Below are 16,539 nucleotides of genomic sequence, written 5' to 3'. Positions count from 1 at the left end.
CGGCCTGGGCTTAATGTAAGCAGGCCGGTTTCCCGGTACAAGTCAGCAATTTATCCTGGTATAAGAATCACTAGCCTGCCATGCAGCCATCCACGCCTGCTCCCGCGGTTCCCGCTCCCAGCGCCGCCAGCGCCGCCAGCGCCGCCGAACTTTTGGCAGACACCGATCTGCCCGGCGTGCCCGTGCCCCTCAGCCGGGAAGCGGCGCTCGGCGGCTTCCTGCGCGCCCACCGTGAGCGCCTGAGTCCAGCCGAGGTCGGATTGCCGCCGGGGCGCCGACGCCGCACCCCGGGCCTACGCCGCGAGGAAGTGGCGCAACTGGCCGGGCTGAGCGCGACCTGGGTGACCTGGCTGGAACAAGGCCGGGCGGTCGCCCTGTCGGCGCGGGCGCTGGCGAGCCTGGCAGCGGCGCTGCGGATGTCGCGCGCCGAGCGCGCCTATCTGTTCGAACTGGCTGGCCGCCGCGATTCGCAACTGAGCGGAGATGAAGAAGCGCCGCCGGCGGTGCTCGCCAGCGTACGGGCCATTGCCGGGCCGGCCTATGTGCTGGACCGCCAGTGGAATGCGCTGGCCTGGAACGCGGCCGCGGCCGATCTGTTCGTCGGCTGGCTGGATCCCGCCAGCCAGGAGCGCAACCTGCTGCGCGCGATGTTCCTGTCGGCGCCGCTGCAGGCGCTGGTCGAAGACTGGCCGCACCGGGCGGCGCGGCTGGTGGCGGAATTCCGCGCGCACAGCATCCGCTACGCGGACGAGCCGCCGACGCGGGCGCTGGTCGAAGGCCTGCTGCGCGACAGCGCGGCCTTTCGTGCTGACTGGCTGTCGCAGGATGTGGAGGAGCGGCAGGGCGGCCGGCGCGGCTTCCGCCACCCGGCGCGCGGACTGCTGCATTTTGAACAGCTGACGCTGCTGCCCGCGGCGGCGCCGGGGCTGATGCTGGTGATGCTGCTGCCGGCCTGAACACGGCCGGCCTGGTTGGCCTTCCTGGCTGGCCTTACTTCGGCTGCATGCGGATGGCCCCGTCCAGCCGGATCACCTCGCCATTGAGCATGGTGTTGTCCAGGATGGCGCGCGCCAGCTTGGCGTATTCGGCCGGCCGGCCCAGGCGCGGCGGGAACGGGACCGAGCGGCCCAGCGCGTCTTGCACTTCCTGCGGCATGCCAAGCAGCATCGGCGTCTCGAAGATGCCGGGGGCGATGGTCACGCAGCGCACGCCGTCGCGCGACAGGTCGCGGGCGATGGCCAGCGTCATGGCCACCACGCCGCCCTTGGAGGCGGCGTAGGCGGCCTGGCCGATCTGGCCGTCAAAGGCTGCCACCGAGGCGGTGTTGATGATCACGCCGCGCTCGCCTTCGCCGTTGGGTGCGTTCTGCACCATGGCGGCGGCTGCCAGGCGGATCATGTTGAAGGTGCCCACCAGGTTGATGCGGATGGTCTTGTCGAACTGGTCGAGCGGAAGCGGGCCGTTCTTGCCGACCGTCTTGCCGGCGGTGGCGATGCCGGCGCAATTGACGAGGCCGGACAGCTTCCCCAGTGCCTGCGCCGCGGCGACCACGGCCTGGCCATCGCTTTCCGAGGTGACGTCGCACTTGACGAAGCGGCCGCCGATCTCGGCCGCCAGCGCGCTGCCCACAGCCTCGTTCAGGTCGGCGATCACCACTTTGCCGCCGGCCTCGGCCAGCATGCGTGCGGTGCCGGCACCCAGTCCGGAGGCACCGCCGGTGACGATGAATGCGTTATCGCGGATTTCCATTTGCTGTCTCTTCCTTTTGCTTGGCGTCTCGGGTTTGCTGCTTGGGATCCTGCGGGTCCGGCCGGCAGTGACGTTTCCTGTGACGTTTACGTAAACGTCAATGCCTGGGTATTGTACGGGGCGGCGCGCATTGCGCAAGGGGGTGTGCCGACGAGACGCGGAGCGATCTGCGGCGCAAGCCGCTGCCTAGTACCGAACCCCTAACACCGCCCAAAGAAAAAGCGACCCGTACGGGTCGCTTTTTCTGGTGTGCGGGGAAGGGCCGCGCTTACTTCAATGCCGCGAACACGCGCGTAGTGATGTCATCCACGCTGCCCAGGCCTTCTATCTTGCGATACTGCGGCGGAGCCACCTTGGTCTTGGCATCGCCCTTGGCGGCCCAGTCCGAGTAGTAGTCCACCAGCGGGCGGGTCTGCTGCGAATAGACGTCCAGGCGCTTGCGCACCGTTTCTTCCTTGTCGTCGTCGCGCTGGATCAGCGGCTCGCCAGTCTCGTCGTCGACGTTCTCGACCTTGGGCGGGTTGTACTTGACGTGATAGGTGCGGCCCGAGGCCACGTGCACGCGGCGCCCGCTCATGCGCTCGATGATGGCGTCGAAGGGCACGTCGATCTCCAGCACGTAGTCGATCGCCACGCCGGCTTCCTTCATGGCTTCAGCCTGCGGGATGGTGCGCGGGAAGCCGTCGAACAGGTAGCCGTTCTTGCAGTCGTCCGCCTGCAGGCGATCCTTGACCAGGCCGATGATGATGTCGTCCGATACCAGGCCGCCCGCGTCCATCACCTTCTTCGCTTCCACGCCCAGCGGCGTGCCCGCCTTCACCGCGGCGCGCAGCATGTCGCCGGTGGAGATTTGGGGAATGCCGAACTTCTCGCAGATGAACTTGGCTTGCGTGCCTTTGCCAGCGCCAGGTGCGCCCAACAGGATCAAACGCATTTACGGGTCCTCAGAGTTTTGAATCTGGTCAGGCAGGGGGAATCAAGACTGAGGATAACGCCGGAACTTGACGCAGGGCTTACCACGGGTCTGGTGCCGCGGGCCGCATCGGGTTCAGGTCAGGTGACGGTCGGTACGCCCGCGGCCTGCCGCAAGGGCAGGGGCCGACGCCGCCGAACTGGCTCGATCTCTATCTCCCCACCGAGCCTTGTCCGATCGCTCCCGGCGACTGGCGGCTCTGTATGGTCAAGCATTATGCCACGAGGGAGCGCGAAATCGGCCTGTGCAAAGGAGTTAAGCTGTGCTGACCGCAATCTTTGCGCTGGATACAGGTGCCGGCACCGGGTTTCGTGTATGGCGCGCGCATGCCGCGCGCGCCCCGGGGCGCGGCGCCGGGGGCCTGGGTCAGGGGCCTTCCTGCGCCATCGACTCGGCCCACAGCGCGCGTACGCGCTCCAGGTCGGCCTGGGTATCGACGCCCGGCGCGGGGGCGGCGTCGGTCTGCAGCACGGCGATACGCTCGCCGTGCCACATGGCGCGCAACTGCTCCAGCGCCTCGGTCTGCTCGACCGGCGCCGCCGCCAGGGCCGGAAAGCGGCGCAGAAAGCCGGCCCGGTACGCGTAGATCCCGATATGGCGCAGCACCGGCATGGCCGGCAGCGGCACCTGGGCGGTGGCCGCGGGCTGGCCGGGCACGCCGCTCCAGGCATCGCGCGCCCAGGGAATGGGCGCGCGGGAGAAATAGAGCGCGCGGCCGGCGGCATCGCACACCACCTTGACCACGTTCGGGTTGAAGACCTCGGCAATCTCGTGCAGCGGATGCGCGGCCGTACTGATGGCACAGTCGGGGTGCGCCGCCAGGTGCAGGGCCACTTCGTCGATCAGCTGCGGCGCGATCAGCGGCTCGTCGCCCTGAACGTTGACCACGATGGCATCGTCGGACAGGCCGAGCAGCGTCACCACTTCGGCCAGCCGGTCGGTGCCGGTGGGGTGGTCGGCGCGCGTGAGCACCGCTTCCACGCCATGTGCCTGGCAGGCCTGCGCAACGCTGGCGGCATCGGTGGCCACCACGGTGCGCCGCGCCGACGACGCATGCGCGCGCTCGGCAACGCGCGCAATCATGGGCTTGCCGCCGATGTCGGCCAGCGGCTTGTTGGGCAGCCGCGTCGAGGCCAGCCGCGCCGGGATCACCACGGTGAAGGCGGGGATGCTCATGGCACGAGGCTCACTCGGGATTCACTACGCGGCCGGGCACCGTCTGGCGGGCTTCATCGGCCAGCATGACAGGGATGCCGTCGCGGATCGGGTAGGCCAGCTTGTCGGCGTGGCAGATCAGTTCCTGGGTGTTGCGGTCGTATTCGAGCTTGCCCTTGCAAAGGGGGCAGACCAGGATTTCAAGCAGCCGGTTGTCCATCTCGGTGTTCCTTGGTGTGGCTTTCCGCCGACGCTACGGCCGCGGCGGCGGCCGGGGCGGCTGCCTGTGCGCGCGCCGCCACGGCGCGGCGGATCTTGTCGATCAGGCCCGCGTCGATCACGGGCGTGGTGGGGACGACCCAGATGCGCGGGTCGTCGAAGCGCTCGCATTTTACGGCATCCTTCTCGGTGATCAGGATAGCGTCGGCGGCGCGCGCTTCTTCGTTGTCGCCGAACGGGTCGATCACGAAGTCGTAGTGATCCGGCAGCGGCAGCGTGGCAGGCGCCAGGCCGGCCGCCCGCAGGCTGGCGAAGAAGCGTTCGGGGTTGCCGATGCCTGCCGCAGCCAGCACGCGCTGGCCGGCGAAATCGGCAAGCGGGCGTGCCATGCCGGGGTCCTTGAGCTGCCAGGCATCGCCTGGCTCGAGGCGCATGCCGTAGACCTCGGGCCGTTCGGGCGAGGCACGGAAGTCGGGATCGTTGATCAGCGTGGCGTCGCGCCGTCGCGAAAGCGACTCGCGCAACGGGCCGGCGGGCAGCAGGAAGCCATTGCCGCCCATGCGGGTGTCGAACATCACGATCTCGAAATCGCGCTGCAGCCGGTAGTGCTGCAGGCCGTCGTCGAGCAGCAGCACATTGACGCCGGGATGGCCGACCAGCAGCGTCTGGGCGCAGGCCACGCGGTCGGGAAAGACCCACACCGGCACATCGGCGCTGCGCGCGATCAGCAGCGGCTCGTCGCCGACGTCGGCGGCCTGCGAGCTGGCCTTGACGCGGCGCGGATGCTTGAGCGTCACGCCATAGCCGCGCGACACCACGCCCGGGCGCAGCCCGGCTTCCTGCAGCGCCTGCGCCAGCGCGATCACCGCCGGCGTCTTGCCGGTGCCACCCACCGTGACGTTGCCGACCACCACCACCGGCACAGGCAGCCGCGTCGAGCGCAGCCAGCCGCGCCGGAACGCCAGCCGGCGCGCGGCGCTGATCACGCCGAACAGGAGCGACAGCGGCCACATCAGCCAGGCGAACCAGCCGCGGCGCTGCCACTGGGCGGTGACGAAGTCGGCAAGGGCGTGGCGGGGAACGGGCATGGCGCGGCGGGCAGGAGGGTGGCAGGGAAGGGGCCGGCTCCTTCGCGTGCGGAACGCGCGAGGCCGGGCGGGGCGGCGCCGCGCACCGGATACGGGCACGGCGACCTTAATCATTATGGGCATTGCGCGGCGCATGCTGCAAGCCCGGCACTGCCGGGCCCGCTCGCCCGCCCTCGCGCGGGCTCAGCGTGGCTGCTGGCTTTGCGTGGCGAAGGTCAGGCGCGGCAGTCCGGCCAGCCGCGCAGCCTCCAGCACATTGATGACGGCCTGGTGGGTGGCCTGGGCGTCGGCATTGACGATCACCACCGGCGGCTGGCCGGTGCCGGCCGGGCCGGCAGCGCTGCGCAGGTGGTCGGCCAGGCTGGTCACGTCCTTGAATTCCAGTACTTCCTTGTTGACCGCGTAGACCCCGCGCGAGGACACGGAGACCACGATCTCCGCGGGGCGCTGCTGGGCGCGGTCGGCATCGGCGGTCGGCAGCTGGATCTGCAGTTCGGTGAAGCGCGAGTAGGTGGTCGTGATCATCAGGAAGATCAGGATCACGAGCAAGACGTCGATGAGCGGGATCAGGTTGATCTCCGGCTCCTCGCGCCGCTGGCGGGAACGGAAGCGCATGGCGGCAGGTTTCCGGTATTAGGCGCGGCGCTGCGGCAGGATGGCGTCGAGGAAGGCCGTGGCGCGGAATTCCAGCTCGGCCACGTAATCGTCGACGCGGCGGCGGAAGAAGCGCCAGAAGATCAGTGCGGGAATCGCCACGATCAGGCCCAGCGCCGTGTTGTACAGTGCCACCGAGATGCCGTGGGCGAGCTGCTCGGGATTGGCGCCGGTGCCGCCCTGGCTGCCGAAGATCTCGATCATGCCGATCACCGTGCCCAGCAGCCCCATCAGCGGCGCCACCGAGGCGATGGTGCCCAGTGCGTTCAGGTAGCGCTCCAGCTCGTGGGCAACTGCGCGGCCGGCTTCCTCCACCACTTCCTTGGCGGCGTCGCGCGAGGTTTGGGGCTGCAGCACGACATGGCGCAGCGCGGCCGCCAGCACGCGGCCCAGCGGCGAACTCTGCTCGAGCGTGTTGACCGCTTCCGGCGTGGCGCGGCGTTGCTGCGCAACGGCCAGGGCCTCGTCGTAGAGCTTGGGGGGCAGCACCTTGCTGCGCTTGAGGCTCAGGAAACGCTCGACGATGAGCGCCAACGCCAGCACCGAGGCCAGCAACAAGGGCCAGATCGGCCAGCCGGCCGCTTGAATGATGGAAAACACGTGGAACCCCGGAAACGACTGCTGGATGACGCCGGCCATCTGTCGTGTGCCGGCTGTTCTCGAAAAATCAGGCGCAACTCTAACGCGCGCCAAGATGGCGGGCAAGCTGGCGTGAGCGAGTGTCGGCGGCACGCATCGCTGCGCGGGGCGACGCTTTCCACACAGGACAGGGACAGGATTGTGGACGGATTGTGGAAAGCCACCGGAAAAGCACGCTAAGTCATTGATATGGAAAGGAAAGTGCACTCCTGCCTAAAAAATGGGCAGAACTGGCATCGGTGCCCTGCGGGAGGTCGGGAGCCGTCTGCGATCCGCCGGCCGAGGGGCGGATGGGCCACCCGGCCGTGGTTTGCCCCGCCATGGTGGCGGATTTCCACATGGCAGCGGGACAGTGCTGTGGATCGGTTGTGGAAATACTTCGGAGAAGCCGTCTAAGTTGTTGATTGATAAGGAATGTGATGCCTCTGCTTAAAAAATGTGCAGCGCTGGCGCTACACCCGTCGGCGAGCCGGGGTTGGACCGCCCGGCGCTGGCCGGGCGGCTTTCCACACCGGTAAGGGATAGTGCTGTGGACGGGTTGTGGATAACTTGGGGAGGGGCGAGGCAAGTCCTTGATTGGTATACGTTTGGCCGTCGCCGCCCAAAAAATGGGCAATCTGCCCGCCGCCATCTCGTCGAGGTGACGTATCGTTTGCCGCACGTGGCGCGCGGCGTTCGCGGCGCCTGCCGGAGGCCATTCCCGACTTTTCCACCGGCCGCGCGCCGGCGTATTAGGGTTTTCCAGAGATACTGTGGATAACTTTGTGAACAAGCCTTGAGTGTGCCCGGTAAGTCGTTGACGCATAAGGAATTTGCTTAACTTGCCTAATTTTTGGCATAGCTGAATCCTCATTAGAATCAAAGGCTTGTGGAATTCCATGCGGAATCCGGGTAAGTCATGTCACATTTCCGCCACCTACTTGACAGACCCGTTATGCTGTGGACATGTCCACTTCCCGCCGTTTACGAGGGCTCCAAGCATGCCTGAACCCATGAACTTCCCGCGCGAAATGCGGTCCCCTGCGCCCGCCGGCGGGCGCGACGTGATTCCGGTCGGGGAGCTCAACCACGCCATCGCCACCCTGCTGGAGCGCAGCTTCCCGCTGGCCTGGGTGCGCGGCGAGATCTCCAACTTCACGCGGGCAGCCAGCGGACACTGGTATTTCTCCCTGAAGGACGCACGCGCGCAGATCCGCTGTGTGATGTTCCGTGGCCGCAACCAGCATGTCGACTTTGCGCCGCGCGAAGGCGAGGCCGTCGAGGTGCGGGCCCTGGTGTCGATGTACGAGGCGCGCGGCGAAGTCCAGCTCAATGTCGAGGCGATGCGCCGCGCCGGGGTCGGCAGCCTGTTCGAAGCCTTCCTGCGCCTCAAGGAAAAACTGGCCGCAGAGGGTTTGTTTGACCCGGAACGCAAGCGCCAGCTGCCCGCGCATCCGCGCGCCATCGGTGTCGTGACCTCGCTGCAGGCGGCCGCCCTGCGCGATGTGCTGAGCACGCTGCGCCGGCGCGCGCCGCATGTGCCGGTGGTGGTCTACCCGGTGCCGGTGCAGGGCGCCGGCGCCGCCGAGAGGATCGCCGCCATGCTGGCGCTGGCCGGAACGCGGGCCGAGTGCGATGTGCTGATCCTGTGCCGTGGCGGCGGCAGCATTGAAGACCTGTGGTCCTTCAACGAGGAAGTGGTCGCGCGCGCCGTGGCGGCGAGCGTGCTGCCGGTGGTGTCGGGCGTCGGCCACGAAACGGATTTCACCATCGCCGATTTCGTTGCCGATGTCCGCGCGCCGACCCCCACCGGCGCCGCCGAACTGGTCAGTCCCGACCGCGCCCAACTGCTGCGCCACGCCGCGCGCGAGCGCGACCTGCTGACGCGCGCCATGCGCAGCGGCATGGACCGCCGCGCCCAGCACCTGGACTGGCTCGCGCGCCGCCTGCGCAGCCCGCAGGCGCAGTTGCAGGAACATCGGGTGCGCCTGGACAACCTTGCCCGTCACCTGCGCGCGGCGCTGCGCGACTCCATGGTGGCACGGCGCCATCGCCAGCAGCTGCTCGGCATGCGCTGGGCGGCGGCGCGTCCGGATGTCACGCCCGCACGTGCCGAACTGGGCCGGCTCGCCATGCGCATGCAGGCCGCGGCCGAGCGCGGGCAGGAGCGGGCCGCGCAACGGCTGCATCGCGCCGCCGGCGCGCTCGAGCTGCTGGCGCCGCAACGCACGCTGGAGCGCGGCTATGCGGTGCTGCTCGACACGCGCGGCCGCGCCCTGCGCTCGCCGTCCGAGCTGCGCGCCGGCAGCGTGGTGGAGACGCACCTGGCCGAAGGCGTGGCCGATGTGGCGATCGCCAGCGTGCAGCCCAAACTGTCCGACTTCTGAGGCCGCCGAGGCGGAGGCAGCGGCGCCCCACGCGATGGATACGGCCGCAGGGACATTGCCGGGCGCGTTTGCGCGGGTCTGGCAAGTCCCCTACAATCCTTTATTCCTGACCCACAACCTCAGAGACAGAACAATGGAACATACTCTCCCCCCGCTTCCCTACGCACATGATGCGCTCGCTCCGCACATCTCGAAGGAGACCCTGGAGTTCCATCATGACAAGCACCACCAGACCTACGTCACGAACCTAAACAACCTGATCAAGGGTACCGAGTTCGAGAACGCATCGCTGGAAGAGATCGTCAAGAAGTCGTCCGGCGGCATCTTCAACAACGCCGCCCAGGTCTGGAACCACACCTTCTATTTCAACTCGATGAAGCCCAACGGCGGCGGCGCACCGGCCGGCGCACTGGCCGACGCCATCAACGCCAAGTGGGGCAGCTTCGACAAGTTCAAGGAAGAGTTCACCAAGACCGCCGTGGGCACCTTCGGCTCGGGCTGGGCCTGGCTGGTCAAGAAGGCCGACGGTTCGCTGGACCTGGTCTCCACCTCGAACGCCGCCACCCCGCTGACCACCGACGCCAAGCCGCTGCTGACCTGCGACGTGTGGGAACACGCCTACTACATCGACTACCGCAATGCCCGTCCGAAGTACGTCGAGGCATTCTGGAACATCGTGAACTGGGACTTCGTCAGCAAGAACTTCGCTGGCTGATCCTTTTCGCACGTGGATCGGCGGTGTTCCGCCTGATCCACCTGCGATGCATCGCATCATCGCCCCGGCATCGAAAGATGGCCGGGGCGTTGTCTTTCTGCTGCTGCCTTTCCGCCGTAGTTTCGCCGGCAGCAAACCTCGCCCTCCGGCACCTCGCGCCAGCGCTTAGTCGGGCGCGCGCAACGGCCTGTCATCGGCTCGTGCTAAGGTGGCGCATCGTGTTTTACGAGATGCCGATATGCAAGCAGGCCTGGTCGAATCCACCTATGGCTCGGACCCGGTGGGTCTCGTCAGCGGTTTCCGTTTCCGCCCCGGGCAGGCCGGACAGGAGATCGACTCGGCCGCCGCCGCCGCGGCCTGGCTGAATGGGGCGCGCGCGGACCGGCACGGCGAAGGAGAGCCGCAGGAAGGTGTCGGCAACGAGTTCGTCTGGTTGCACTTCAACCTGTCCCACAGCGCCTGCGAGCGCTGGCTGCGGACCCAGCTCGGCCTGCCCGAGGACTTCTTCGAGGCGCTGCGCCAGGGCTCCAGCTCCACCCGCATCGAGCGGCTCGACAGCTCGCTGCTGGCCGTGGTGAACGACGTCATCTACAACTTCGGTGTCGCTTCCACCGATATCTCCACGCTATGGGCCAGCGCCGACCGCCGTCTGCTGGTGACGGCGCGCGCCAAGCCGCTGCGCTCGGTGGACCGGCTGCGCGCCTCGGTGCGCGCCGGCGAGCGTTTCCGCTCACCGCTGGAGGTGCTGGTGCACCTGTTCCGCGACCAGGCCGACGTGCTGGTGCAGATCGTGCGCGAAACCAGCGTCAGCGTCGACAAGGTCGAGGACCAGTTGCTGTCGCAGCGCCTGCAAGGCAATCGTGCCGAACTGGGTGCGATGCGGCGCGGCCTGGTGCGGCTGCAGCGACTGCTGGCGCCCGAGCCGGGCGCGCTATTCCGCTTGCTGAACCGCCCACCGGAATGGGCCCACGAGGACGACCTGCTGGAGCTGCGCGCCTCCACCGAAGAGTTCTCCTTGGTGCTCAACGACCTGGCCGCGCTGGTCGAGCGCATCAAGCTGCTGCAGGAAGAGATCGCCGCCAAGCTCAACGAGCAGACCAACCGCACGCTGTTCACGCTGACGCTGGTCACCGTGCTGGCGCTGCCGATCAATATCGTGGCCGGCTTCTTCGGCATGAACGTGGGCGGCATTCCGCTGGGCGACCACCCGCACGGCTTCTGGATCCTGGTCGTGCTGGTGGCCACCTTCACCGTGCTGGCGGGGCGCTGGGCGTTCCGGCGGAGCGGGAATTGAGTGTGTCCCGTGTGTCATAAAGCCGACATCTTCGGCTGTTACCATCGGAGGAGACCCGACGCCAACTCTTGGAGAAAAACGATGGAACAAGCTGACGAGGCGCTGGTCAGGCGCATCTACCGCGAGATGGCCGACCACTACGATGAGGAAATCGAGCTCGAGATGGAAGACCGGCCGACGGAGTCGCTCAGCGAAGCCAATGCCGGACCGGATGACGCCGAGCGCGAGGCGCGGCACCATTACTTCCGCGAACTGTTCCGGCTGCAGGGCGAGCTGGTCAAGCTGCAGAACTGGGTGGTGGCCACCGGCCACAAGGTCGTCATCCTGTTCGAAGGCCGCGATGCCGCCGGCAAGGGCGGCGTGATCAAGCGCATCACGCAGCGGCTCAACCCGCGCGTATGCCGCGTGGCGGCGCTGCCCGCGCCCAATGACCGCGAACGCACCCAGTGGTATTTCCAGCGCTATGTCTCGCACCTGCCCGCGGCCGGCGAGATCGTGCTGTTCGACCGCAGCTGGTACAACCGCGCCGGCGTGGAGCGCGTGATGGGCTTCTGCACCGACGAACAGTACGAAGAGTTCTTCCGCTCCGTGCCGGAGTTCGAACGCATGCTGGTGCGCTCGGGCATCCAGGTCATCAAGTACTGGTTTTCGATTTCCGACGACGAGCAGCACTTGCGCTTCCTCGCTCGCATCCACGATCCGCTCAAGCAGTGGAAGCTCAGCCCGATGGACCTGGAATCGCGCCGGCGCTGGGAAGACTACACGGGCGCCAAGGAAGTGATGCTCGAACGCACTCACATTCCGGAAGCACCGTGGTGGGTGGTGCAGGCGGTGGACAAGCGGCGTGCGCGGCTCAACTGCATTCACCATCTGCTGGGGCAGATGCCCTACGAGGACACCGAGCACGTCGACGTGGTGCTGCCTGCGCGGGAGCGGCGCAAGGACTATGTGCGGCAGCCGGTGCCAGCGGAGATGATCGTGCCGGAAGTGTATTGAGTAGGGAACGGGTAAATCGACGGGGCACGGGAGCCAAGACGCTATGCTTGGCGATTGGTTTTGGCGCATCCTGCCGGCTTCGGCAAGCGCGCTGGGTTTCGCCCCGCGACGGTTTGCTCCCCTCTCCCGCTTGCGGGAGAGGGGCCGGGGGAGAGGGCAGGCGCTTGCAAACGGCGACGTGCTGGATAACACCGACGGCTTCGTCTTTGCCTCGGCGTGCTGGACAACACCGACGGCTTCGTCTGTACGTGGTGCCTTGCTAGACCACCCCTCACCCCGGCCCTCTCCCCATGAGGGGAGAGGGGGTCAAGACACTATGCTTGGCGGTTGGTTTTGGCGCATCCTGCCGGCTCCGGCAAGCGCGCTGGGTTTCGCCCCGCGCCGGTTTGCTCCCCTCTCCCGCTTGCGGGAGAGGGGCCGGGGGTGAGGGCAGGCGCTTGCAAACGGCGACGTGCTGGATCATACCGACGGCTTCCTCTTTGCGTCGGCGTGCTGGACAACACCGACGGCTTCGTCTGTACGTGGCGCCTTGCTAGACCACCCCTCTCCCCAGCCCTCTCCCCATGAGGGGAGAGGGAGCCAAGACGCTATGCTTGGCCAGCGGCGTTGGCGCATCTTGTCGGCTTCGGCTGGTGCTCTGCGTCTCGCGCCACCCCCCTCCGCTTCGTGAAGGATTTTGACCGACTCCTACAAGACCCCGCCCGCCGCGGCCAGCCACCGCGCGCTAGCATGTCGGGGCTGCAGCGCGTGCGTGCATTCCTCGCCGAATGCGCTGCGCGGCCAGTATTTCCTCCGTTTTCCTGCCGTATCCCGCCCCCCCAATGACCTTCGTCGTAACCGATGCCTGCATCCAGTGCCGCTACACCGACTGTGTGGAGGTCTGCCCGATGTCATGCTTCCATGAAGGGCCGAACTTTCTCGTGATCGATCCCGACCACTGCATCGACTGCTCGATGTGCGTGGGCGAGTGCCCGGTCGGCGCCATCCACTCGGAGCATGACGTGCCCGAGGAGCAGCGCCATTTCATCGCACTCAATGCCGAGCTGTCACGCCGGCCTGATTGGCCGCCGTTGCTGCAGGCCAAGGGTCCGCTGCCCGAGCACGAAGCCTGGGCACGGCGCACGGGCAAGCTGCCCTACCTGGAGCGCGGCTGACTACGCAGTCCCGGCTTGCAGGTAGTGCTGGCGCCGCTGGCAGCGCGCAGCCGGGGCGCTACGCCGCCACCTTGCCATAGCCGGGAAAGGCCTGTTCCAGCGTCAGCACGGTGCCGGTGAGCGCGGCGTCATAGCCGGGCAGGGCGTCCACCCGTTCGCGGAAGCTCTCGCTGCGCAGCGCCGCCACGGCGCGCGCCAGCCCGGGGCTTTGCAGCATCTTCTGCTCGATGGCGAAGAAGTAGCGCTCCTTGAGCACGGGCACGAAGCCCAGCCCGAAGCGCCGCGCTGCCGTTTCCACGCCGAATCCCACGTCCGCCATGCCGCTGCCGATATAGGCGGCCACCGCAGCGTGGGTGAACTCGCCATTGCTGTACCCATCGATCTGCTCGCGTGCGATGCCGCGTGCCTGCAGCAGCAGGTCGAACAACAGCCGCGTGCCGGACCCTTCCAGGCGATTGACGAAGCGCACGCCGGGGCGGCGCAGGTCTTCCAGCGAGGTGATCTGCAGCGGATTGCCCGCACCGACGAACAGGCCCTGCGTGCGCACCGCCAGGTGTACCAGGCAATGCGTATCCGGGCGCAGCCAGGCCAGGAAGCGCGCCAGCATCGGTGCCTCGAACTCGCCCATGGGCACATGGAAGCCGGCGATGTCGCAAGCGCCGGCGGCCAGCGCCGCGACCGCTTCCAGGCTGCCGCAGTACTTCAGGTCATGGCGTACCTGGTGCTCGTCGAGGAAGTCGCGCAGCGCCGCCACGGCGAAGCCATGGCTGGCGTGCAGCCGCACCGCCGGGTCGGCCGCGCGCACCAGCTTGTCCAGCTCGATCTCCAGTTCCGAGGCCAGGCTCTCCAGCGTCGGCGACAGCCGCGCGGCGATCCGCTTGCTGGCCCACACCAGTTGCTGTGCCAGCGGCGTCAGCGCGCTGCCGCGCCCCCGTGTCTTGTCGATCAGCGCGCCGCCGAACAGGGCCTCCGCGTCACGCAGGATGCCCCAGGCGTAGCGGTAGGACAGGTCCACCGCCTCGGCCGAGCTGCGGATGCTGCCGCTCGCTTCGATGGCGTCGAGAAGGCTGACCAGCCGGGAGATGTCCAGCGGCGCCTGTGCGCCGCCGTGTTCCTCGCGGACCTGCAAGTGTGGCTGGATGGAGATGCGGAGCATGGTGCAGTTATGAAATAAATAGCCTATTGATAGTGCACAGTTGCGTGCCTATAGTCGCATGCACAGTGTTTGTCCGTTCCAATTGAATGGGCAATATGAAAAAAATAGCATATTAACCCGCAGCCACCCAGCTTTCGGCCGGGCTGGCGGCGGATTCGCCGCCCAGGCGCGGCTTGCGCACCCCCACAAATGCCCATGCCAGACATCGCCTCGCCAGCCTTGCCAGCTTCGACCCCGGCTCCGCTCGCGCCCCAGCCCGCCAGCGAGGGCGGACGCGCCGCGGAGATCGCCCGCATCATCGAGGCGCACCGGCATCTGCCGGGCGCGCTGCTGCCCATGCTGCATGCGCTGCAGGACCGCTTTGCCCACGTGCCGGCCGAGGCCGTGCCGCTGCTGGCGCGCGCGCTCAATCTCTCGCGCGCCGAGGTGCATGGCGTGATCACCTACTACCACCACTTCCGCCAGCAGCCGCCGGCCGGCCAGGTGCTGCAGCTGTGCCGCGCCGAGGCCTGCCAGGCGGTCGGCGCCGAGGTGCTGGCCGAACATGCGCAGCGCGCGCTGGGCTGTGGTTTCCACCAGCCCAGCGCCGACGGTGCCTTCACGCTGGAGCCGGTCTACTGCCTCGGCCTGTGCGCGAGCGGTCCGGCGCTGATGCTCGGCGAGCAATTGCACGGCAGAGTCGATGCGGTGCGCTTTGATGCGCTGGTCGCGGCCGCGCGTGCGGCGCAGGCGGATGCGCAGACGGAGCAGCAAGCCGAGGAGGGCGCAGCATGACGCAAGCCGATCCGATCCTGGCAGACCGCGCCGCCGTCACGGTGTTCGTGCCGCGCGACTCCGCCGCGCTGGCGCTCGGCGCCGACGACGTGGCGCGCGCCATTGCCCGTGAGGCGTCCGCGCGCGGCGAGCCGGTGCGCATCGTGCGCAATGGCTCGCGCGGCATGTTCTGGCTCGAGCCGCTGGTCGAGGTGCAGACCGTGCAAGGCCGCATGGCCTACGGCCCGGTCTCGGCGTCCGACGTGCCGGCCCTGTTCGATGCCGGCTTCCTGCAAGGTGGCGCGCATCCGCTGGCGCATGGGAAGACCGACGAGATCCCTTTCCTGAAGAAGCAGGAGCGTCTCACCTTTGCCCGCATGGGCATCACCGACCCGCTGTCGCTCGAAGACTACTGCGCCCACGAAGGCTATGCCGGACTGGAGCGCGCACTGGCGATGGCGCCGCGCGACATCGTGCAGGCCGTGACCGATTCCGGCCTGCGCGGCCGCGGCGGCGCGGCCTTTCCCACCGGCATCAAATGGAACACTGTGCTGGGTGCGGCCTCGCCGGTGAAGTACGTGGTGTGCAATGCCGACGAGGGCGATTCCGGCACCTTCTCCGATCGCATGGTGATGGAGGGCGATCCCTTCCTGCTGATCGAAGGCATGACTATCGCCGGCCTCGCGGTCGGCGCGGAGCAGGGCTATATCTACGTGCGCTCCGAATACCCGCACGCCATCGCCATGCTCGAGGCGGCCATCGCGATTGCCGCGCAGGCCGGCTGGCTGGGCGACGACATCCGCGGCTCGGGCCGGCGCTTCCGCCTGGAAGTGCGCAAGGGCGCTGGCGCCTATGTGTGCGGTGAGGAAACGGCGCTGCTGGAGAGCCTGGAAGGCAAGCGCGGCGTGGTGCGCGCCAAGCCGCCGCTGCCGGCGCTGCAAGGCCTGTTTGGCCAGCCCACGCTGATCAACAACGTGATCTCGCTGGCCACCGTGCCGGTCATCCTGGCGCGCGGCGCCGCTTTCTACCGCGACTTCGGCATGGGCCGCTCGCGCGGCACGCTGCCGTTCCAGCTGGCGGGCAATGTGCGCTATGGCGGCCTGGTCGAGAAGGCCTTCGGCCTGACCCTGCGCGAACTGCTGGAGGACTACGGTGGCGGCACGCGCAGCGGCCGCGCCATCCGCGCCGTGCAGGTGGGCGGGCCGCTTGGCGCCTACCTGCACGAGGCGCGCTTCGACGAGCCGCTCGACTACGAGGCCTATGCCGCCTTCGGCGGCGTGCTAGGCCATGGCGGCGTGGTGGTGTTTGACGATACCGTCGACATGGCCCGCCAGGCGCGCTACGCGATGGAGTTCTGCGCGATCGAGTCGTGCGGCAAGTGCACGCCGTGCCGGATCGGCTCCACACGCGGTGTCGAGGTCATCGACAAGATCGTGGCCGGCCAGCGCGAGCAGGTCGTGCTGCTGCGCGACCTGTGCGACACCATGCTCAACGGTTCGCTGTGCGCCATGGGCGGCATGACGCCGTACCCGGTGCTGTCGGCGCTGGACGCCTTCCCCGAAGACTTCGGCCTCGCTGCCGAAGCGCAGCGCGCGGCCTGAAGCGGGCCGCCGAAGAGAACGGAACGG

16 protein-coding genes are annotated in these 16,539 nt (G+C 67.9%); 8 read left to right on the top strand and 8 right to left on the bottom strand.

Annotated features, from left to right (window positions below; all coding sequences use genetic code 11):
• Positions 1-152 precede the first annotated feature (152 nt).
• On the top strand, positions 153-956 hold the full coding sequence (locus AC1Z3O_RS14795) for an MmyB family transcriptional regulator (RefSeq protein ID WP_483516453.1): 804 nt from the start codon (positions 153-155) through the stop codon (positions 954-956).
• Between the two features lie 34 nt (positions 957-990).
• Here AC1Z3O_RS14795 and AC1Z3O_RS14790 read toward each other — a convergent pair whose 3' ends face one another.
• From AC1Z3O_RS14790 to AC1Z3O_RS14760, 7 genes are all read right to left on the bottom strand, one after another.
• Positions 991-1,749, bottom strand: a complete 759-nt coding sequence (locus AC1Z3O_RS14790; protein WP_483516452.1) for a 3-hydroxyacyl-CoA dehydrogenase — start codon at positions 1,747-1,749, stop codon at positions 991-993.
• Positions 1,750-2,017: 268 nt separating this feature from the next.
• On the bottom strand, positions 2,018-2,683 hold the full coding sequence (adk, locus tag AC1Z3O_RS14785) for an adenylate kinase (protein ID WP_483516451.1): 666 nt from the start codon (positions 2,681-2,683) through the stop codon (positions 2,018-2,020).
• A gap of 405 nt (positions 2,684-3,088) precedes the next feature.
• Positions 3,089-3,898, bottom strand: coding sequence for a 3-deoxy-manno-octulosonate cytidylyltransferase (gene kdsB / locus AC1Z3O_RS14780; RefSeq protein ID WP_483516450.1), 810 nt, complete (start codon positions 3,896-3,898; stop codon positions 3,089-3,091).
• A gap of 10 nt (positions 3,899-3,908) precedes the next feature.
• On the bottom strand, positions 3,909-4,097 hold the full coding sequence (locus tag AC1Z3O_RS14775) for a Trm112 family protein (RefSeq protein ID WP_483516449.1): 189 nt from the start codon (positions 4,095-4,097) through the stop codon (positions 3,909-3,911).
• The gene (gene lpxK, locus AC1Z3O_RS14770; RefSeq protein ID WP_483516448.1) at positions 4,078-5,184 is read right to left on the bottom strand and encodes a tetraacyldisaccharide 4'-kinase; all 1,107 of its coding nucleotides are present in this window, start codon (positions 5,182-5,184) and stop codon (positions 4,078-4,080) included. Before lpxK ends, AC1Z3O_RS14775 begins: the two co-directional genes overlap by 20 nt.
• Before the next feature lie 183 nt (positions 5,185-5,367).
• Positions 5,368-5,799 carry an ExbD/TolR family protein gene (locus AC1Z3O_RS14765; protein WP_483516447.1) on the bottom strand — a complete coding sequence of 144 codons (432 nt, stop codon included), beginning with the start codon at positions 5,797-5,799 and terminating at the stop codon, positions 5,368-5,370.
• A gap of 18 nt (positions 5,800-5,817) precedes the next feature.
• A complete protein-coding gene (locus tag AC1Z3O_RS14760) occupies positions 5,818-6,438 on the bottom strand; it encodes a MotA/TolQ/ExbB proton channel family protein (RefSeq protein ID WP_483517613.1) in 621 nt (206 codons plus the stop codon).
• Positions 6,439-7,457: 1,019 nt separating this feature from the next.
• Between AC1Z3O_RS14760 and xseA the strand changes: the two genes are divergently transcribed.
• From xseA to fdxA, 5 genes are all read left to right on the top strand, one after another.
• The gene (gene xseA / locus AC1Z3O_RS14755; protein ID WP_483516446.1) at positions 7,458-8,843 is read left to right on the top strand and encodes an exodeoxyribonuclease VII large subunit; all 1,386 of its coding nucleotides are present in this window, start codon (positions 7,458-7,460) and stop codon (positions 8,841-8,843) included.
• 133 nt (positions 8,844-8,976) lie between these two features.
• Positions 8,977-9,558 (top strand): superoxide dismutase [Fe], encoded by a 582-nt coding sequence (gene sodB / locus AC1Z3O_RS14750; protein ID WP_483516445.1) that lies wholly within the window; start codon positions 8,977-8,979, stop codon positions 9,556-9,558.
• 238 nt (positions 9,559-9,796) lie between these two features.
• Positions 9,797-10,852 (top strand): transporter, encoded by a 1,056-nt coding sequence (locus AC1Z3O_RS14745; protein WP_483516444.1) that lies wholly within the window; start codon positions 9,797-9,799, stop codon positions 10,850-10,852.
• Between the two features lie 81 nt (positions 10,853-10,933).
• Positions 10,934-11,848: a polyphosphate kinase 2 gene (gene ppk2 / locus AC1Z3O_RS14740; protein ID WP_483516443.1), complete on the top strand. Its 915-nt coding sequence runs from the start codon at positions 10,934-10,936 to the stop codon at positions 11,846-11,848.
• An 821-nt stretch (positions 11,849-12,669) separates the two neighbouring features.
• The gene (gene fdxA / locus AC1Z3O_RS14735) at positions 12,670-13,002 is read left to right on the top strand and encodes a ferredoxin FdxA (protein ID WP_483516442.1); all 333 of its coding nucleotides are present in this window, start codon (positions 12,670-12,672) and stop codon (positions 13,000-13,002) included.
• A 58-nt stretch (positions 13,003-13,060) separates the two neighbouring features.
• Here the strand turns inward: fdxA and AC1Z3O_RS14730 are convergent, their stop codons facing one another.
• A complete protein-coding gene (locus AC1Z3O_RS14730; RefSeq protein WP_483516441.1) occupies positions 13,061-14,158 on the bottom strand; it encodes a substrate-binding domain-containing protein in 1,098 nt (365 codons plus the stop codon).
• A gap of 195 nt (positions 14,159-14,353) precedes the next feature.
• On the opposite strand from AC1Z3O_RS14730, the gene AC1Z3O_RS14725 reads away from it, so the two are divergent.
• Both AC1Z3O_RS14725 and AC1Z3O_RS14720 read left to right on the top strand, forming a co-directional pair.
• The gene (locus AC1Z3O_RS14725) at positions 14,354-14,932 is read left to right on the top strand and encodes a formate dehydrogenase subunit gamma (RefSeq protein ID WP_483516440.1); all 579 of its coding nucleotides are present in this window, start codon (positions 14,354-14,356) and stop codon (positions 14,930-14,932) included.
• Complete coding sequence (locus tag AC1Z3O_RS14720) at positions 14,929-16,512, top strand: formate dehydrogenase beta subunit (protein WP_483516439.1); 1,584 nt, start codon at positions 14,929-14,931, stop codon at positions 16,510-16,512. Before AC1Z3O_RS14725 ends, AC1Z3O_RS14720 begins: the two co-directional genes overlap by 4 nt.
• Positions 16,513-16,539 lie beyond the last annotated feature (27 nt).

Source organism: Cupriavidus sp. 09_S30, from assembly GCF_056930435.1.
The sequence above is the reverse complement of the archived record's forward strand: the minus strand, read 5'-3'. Positions and strand labels throughout refer to the sequence as shown.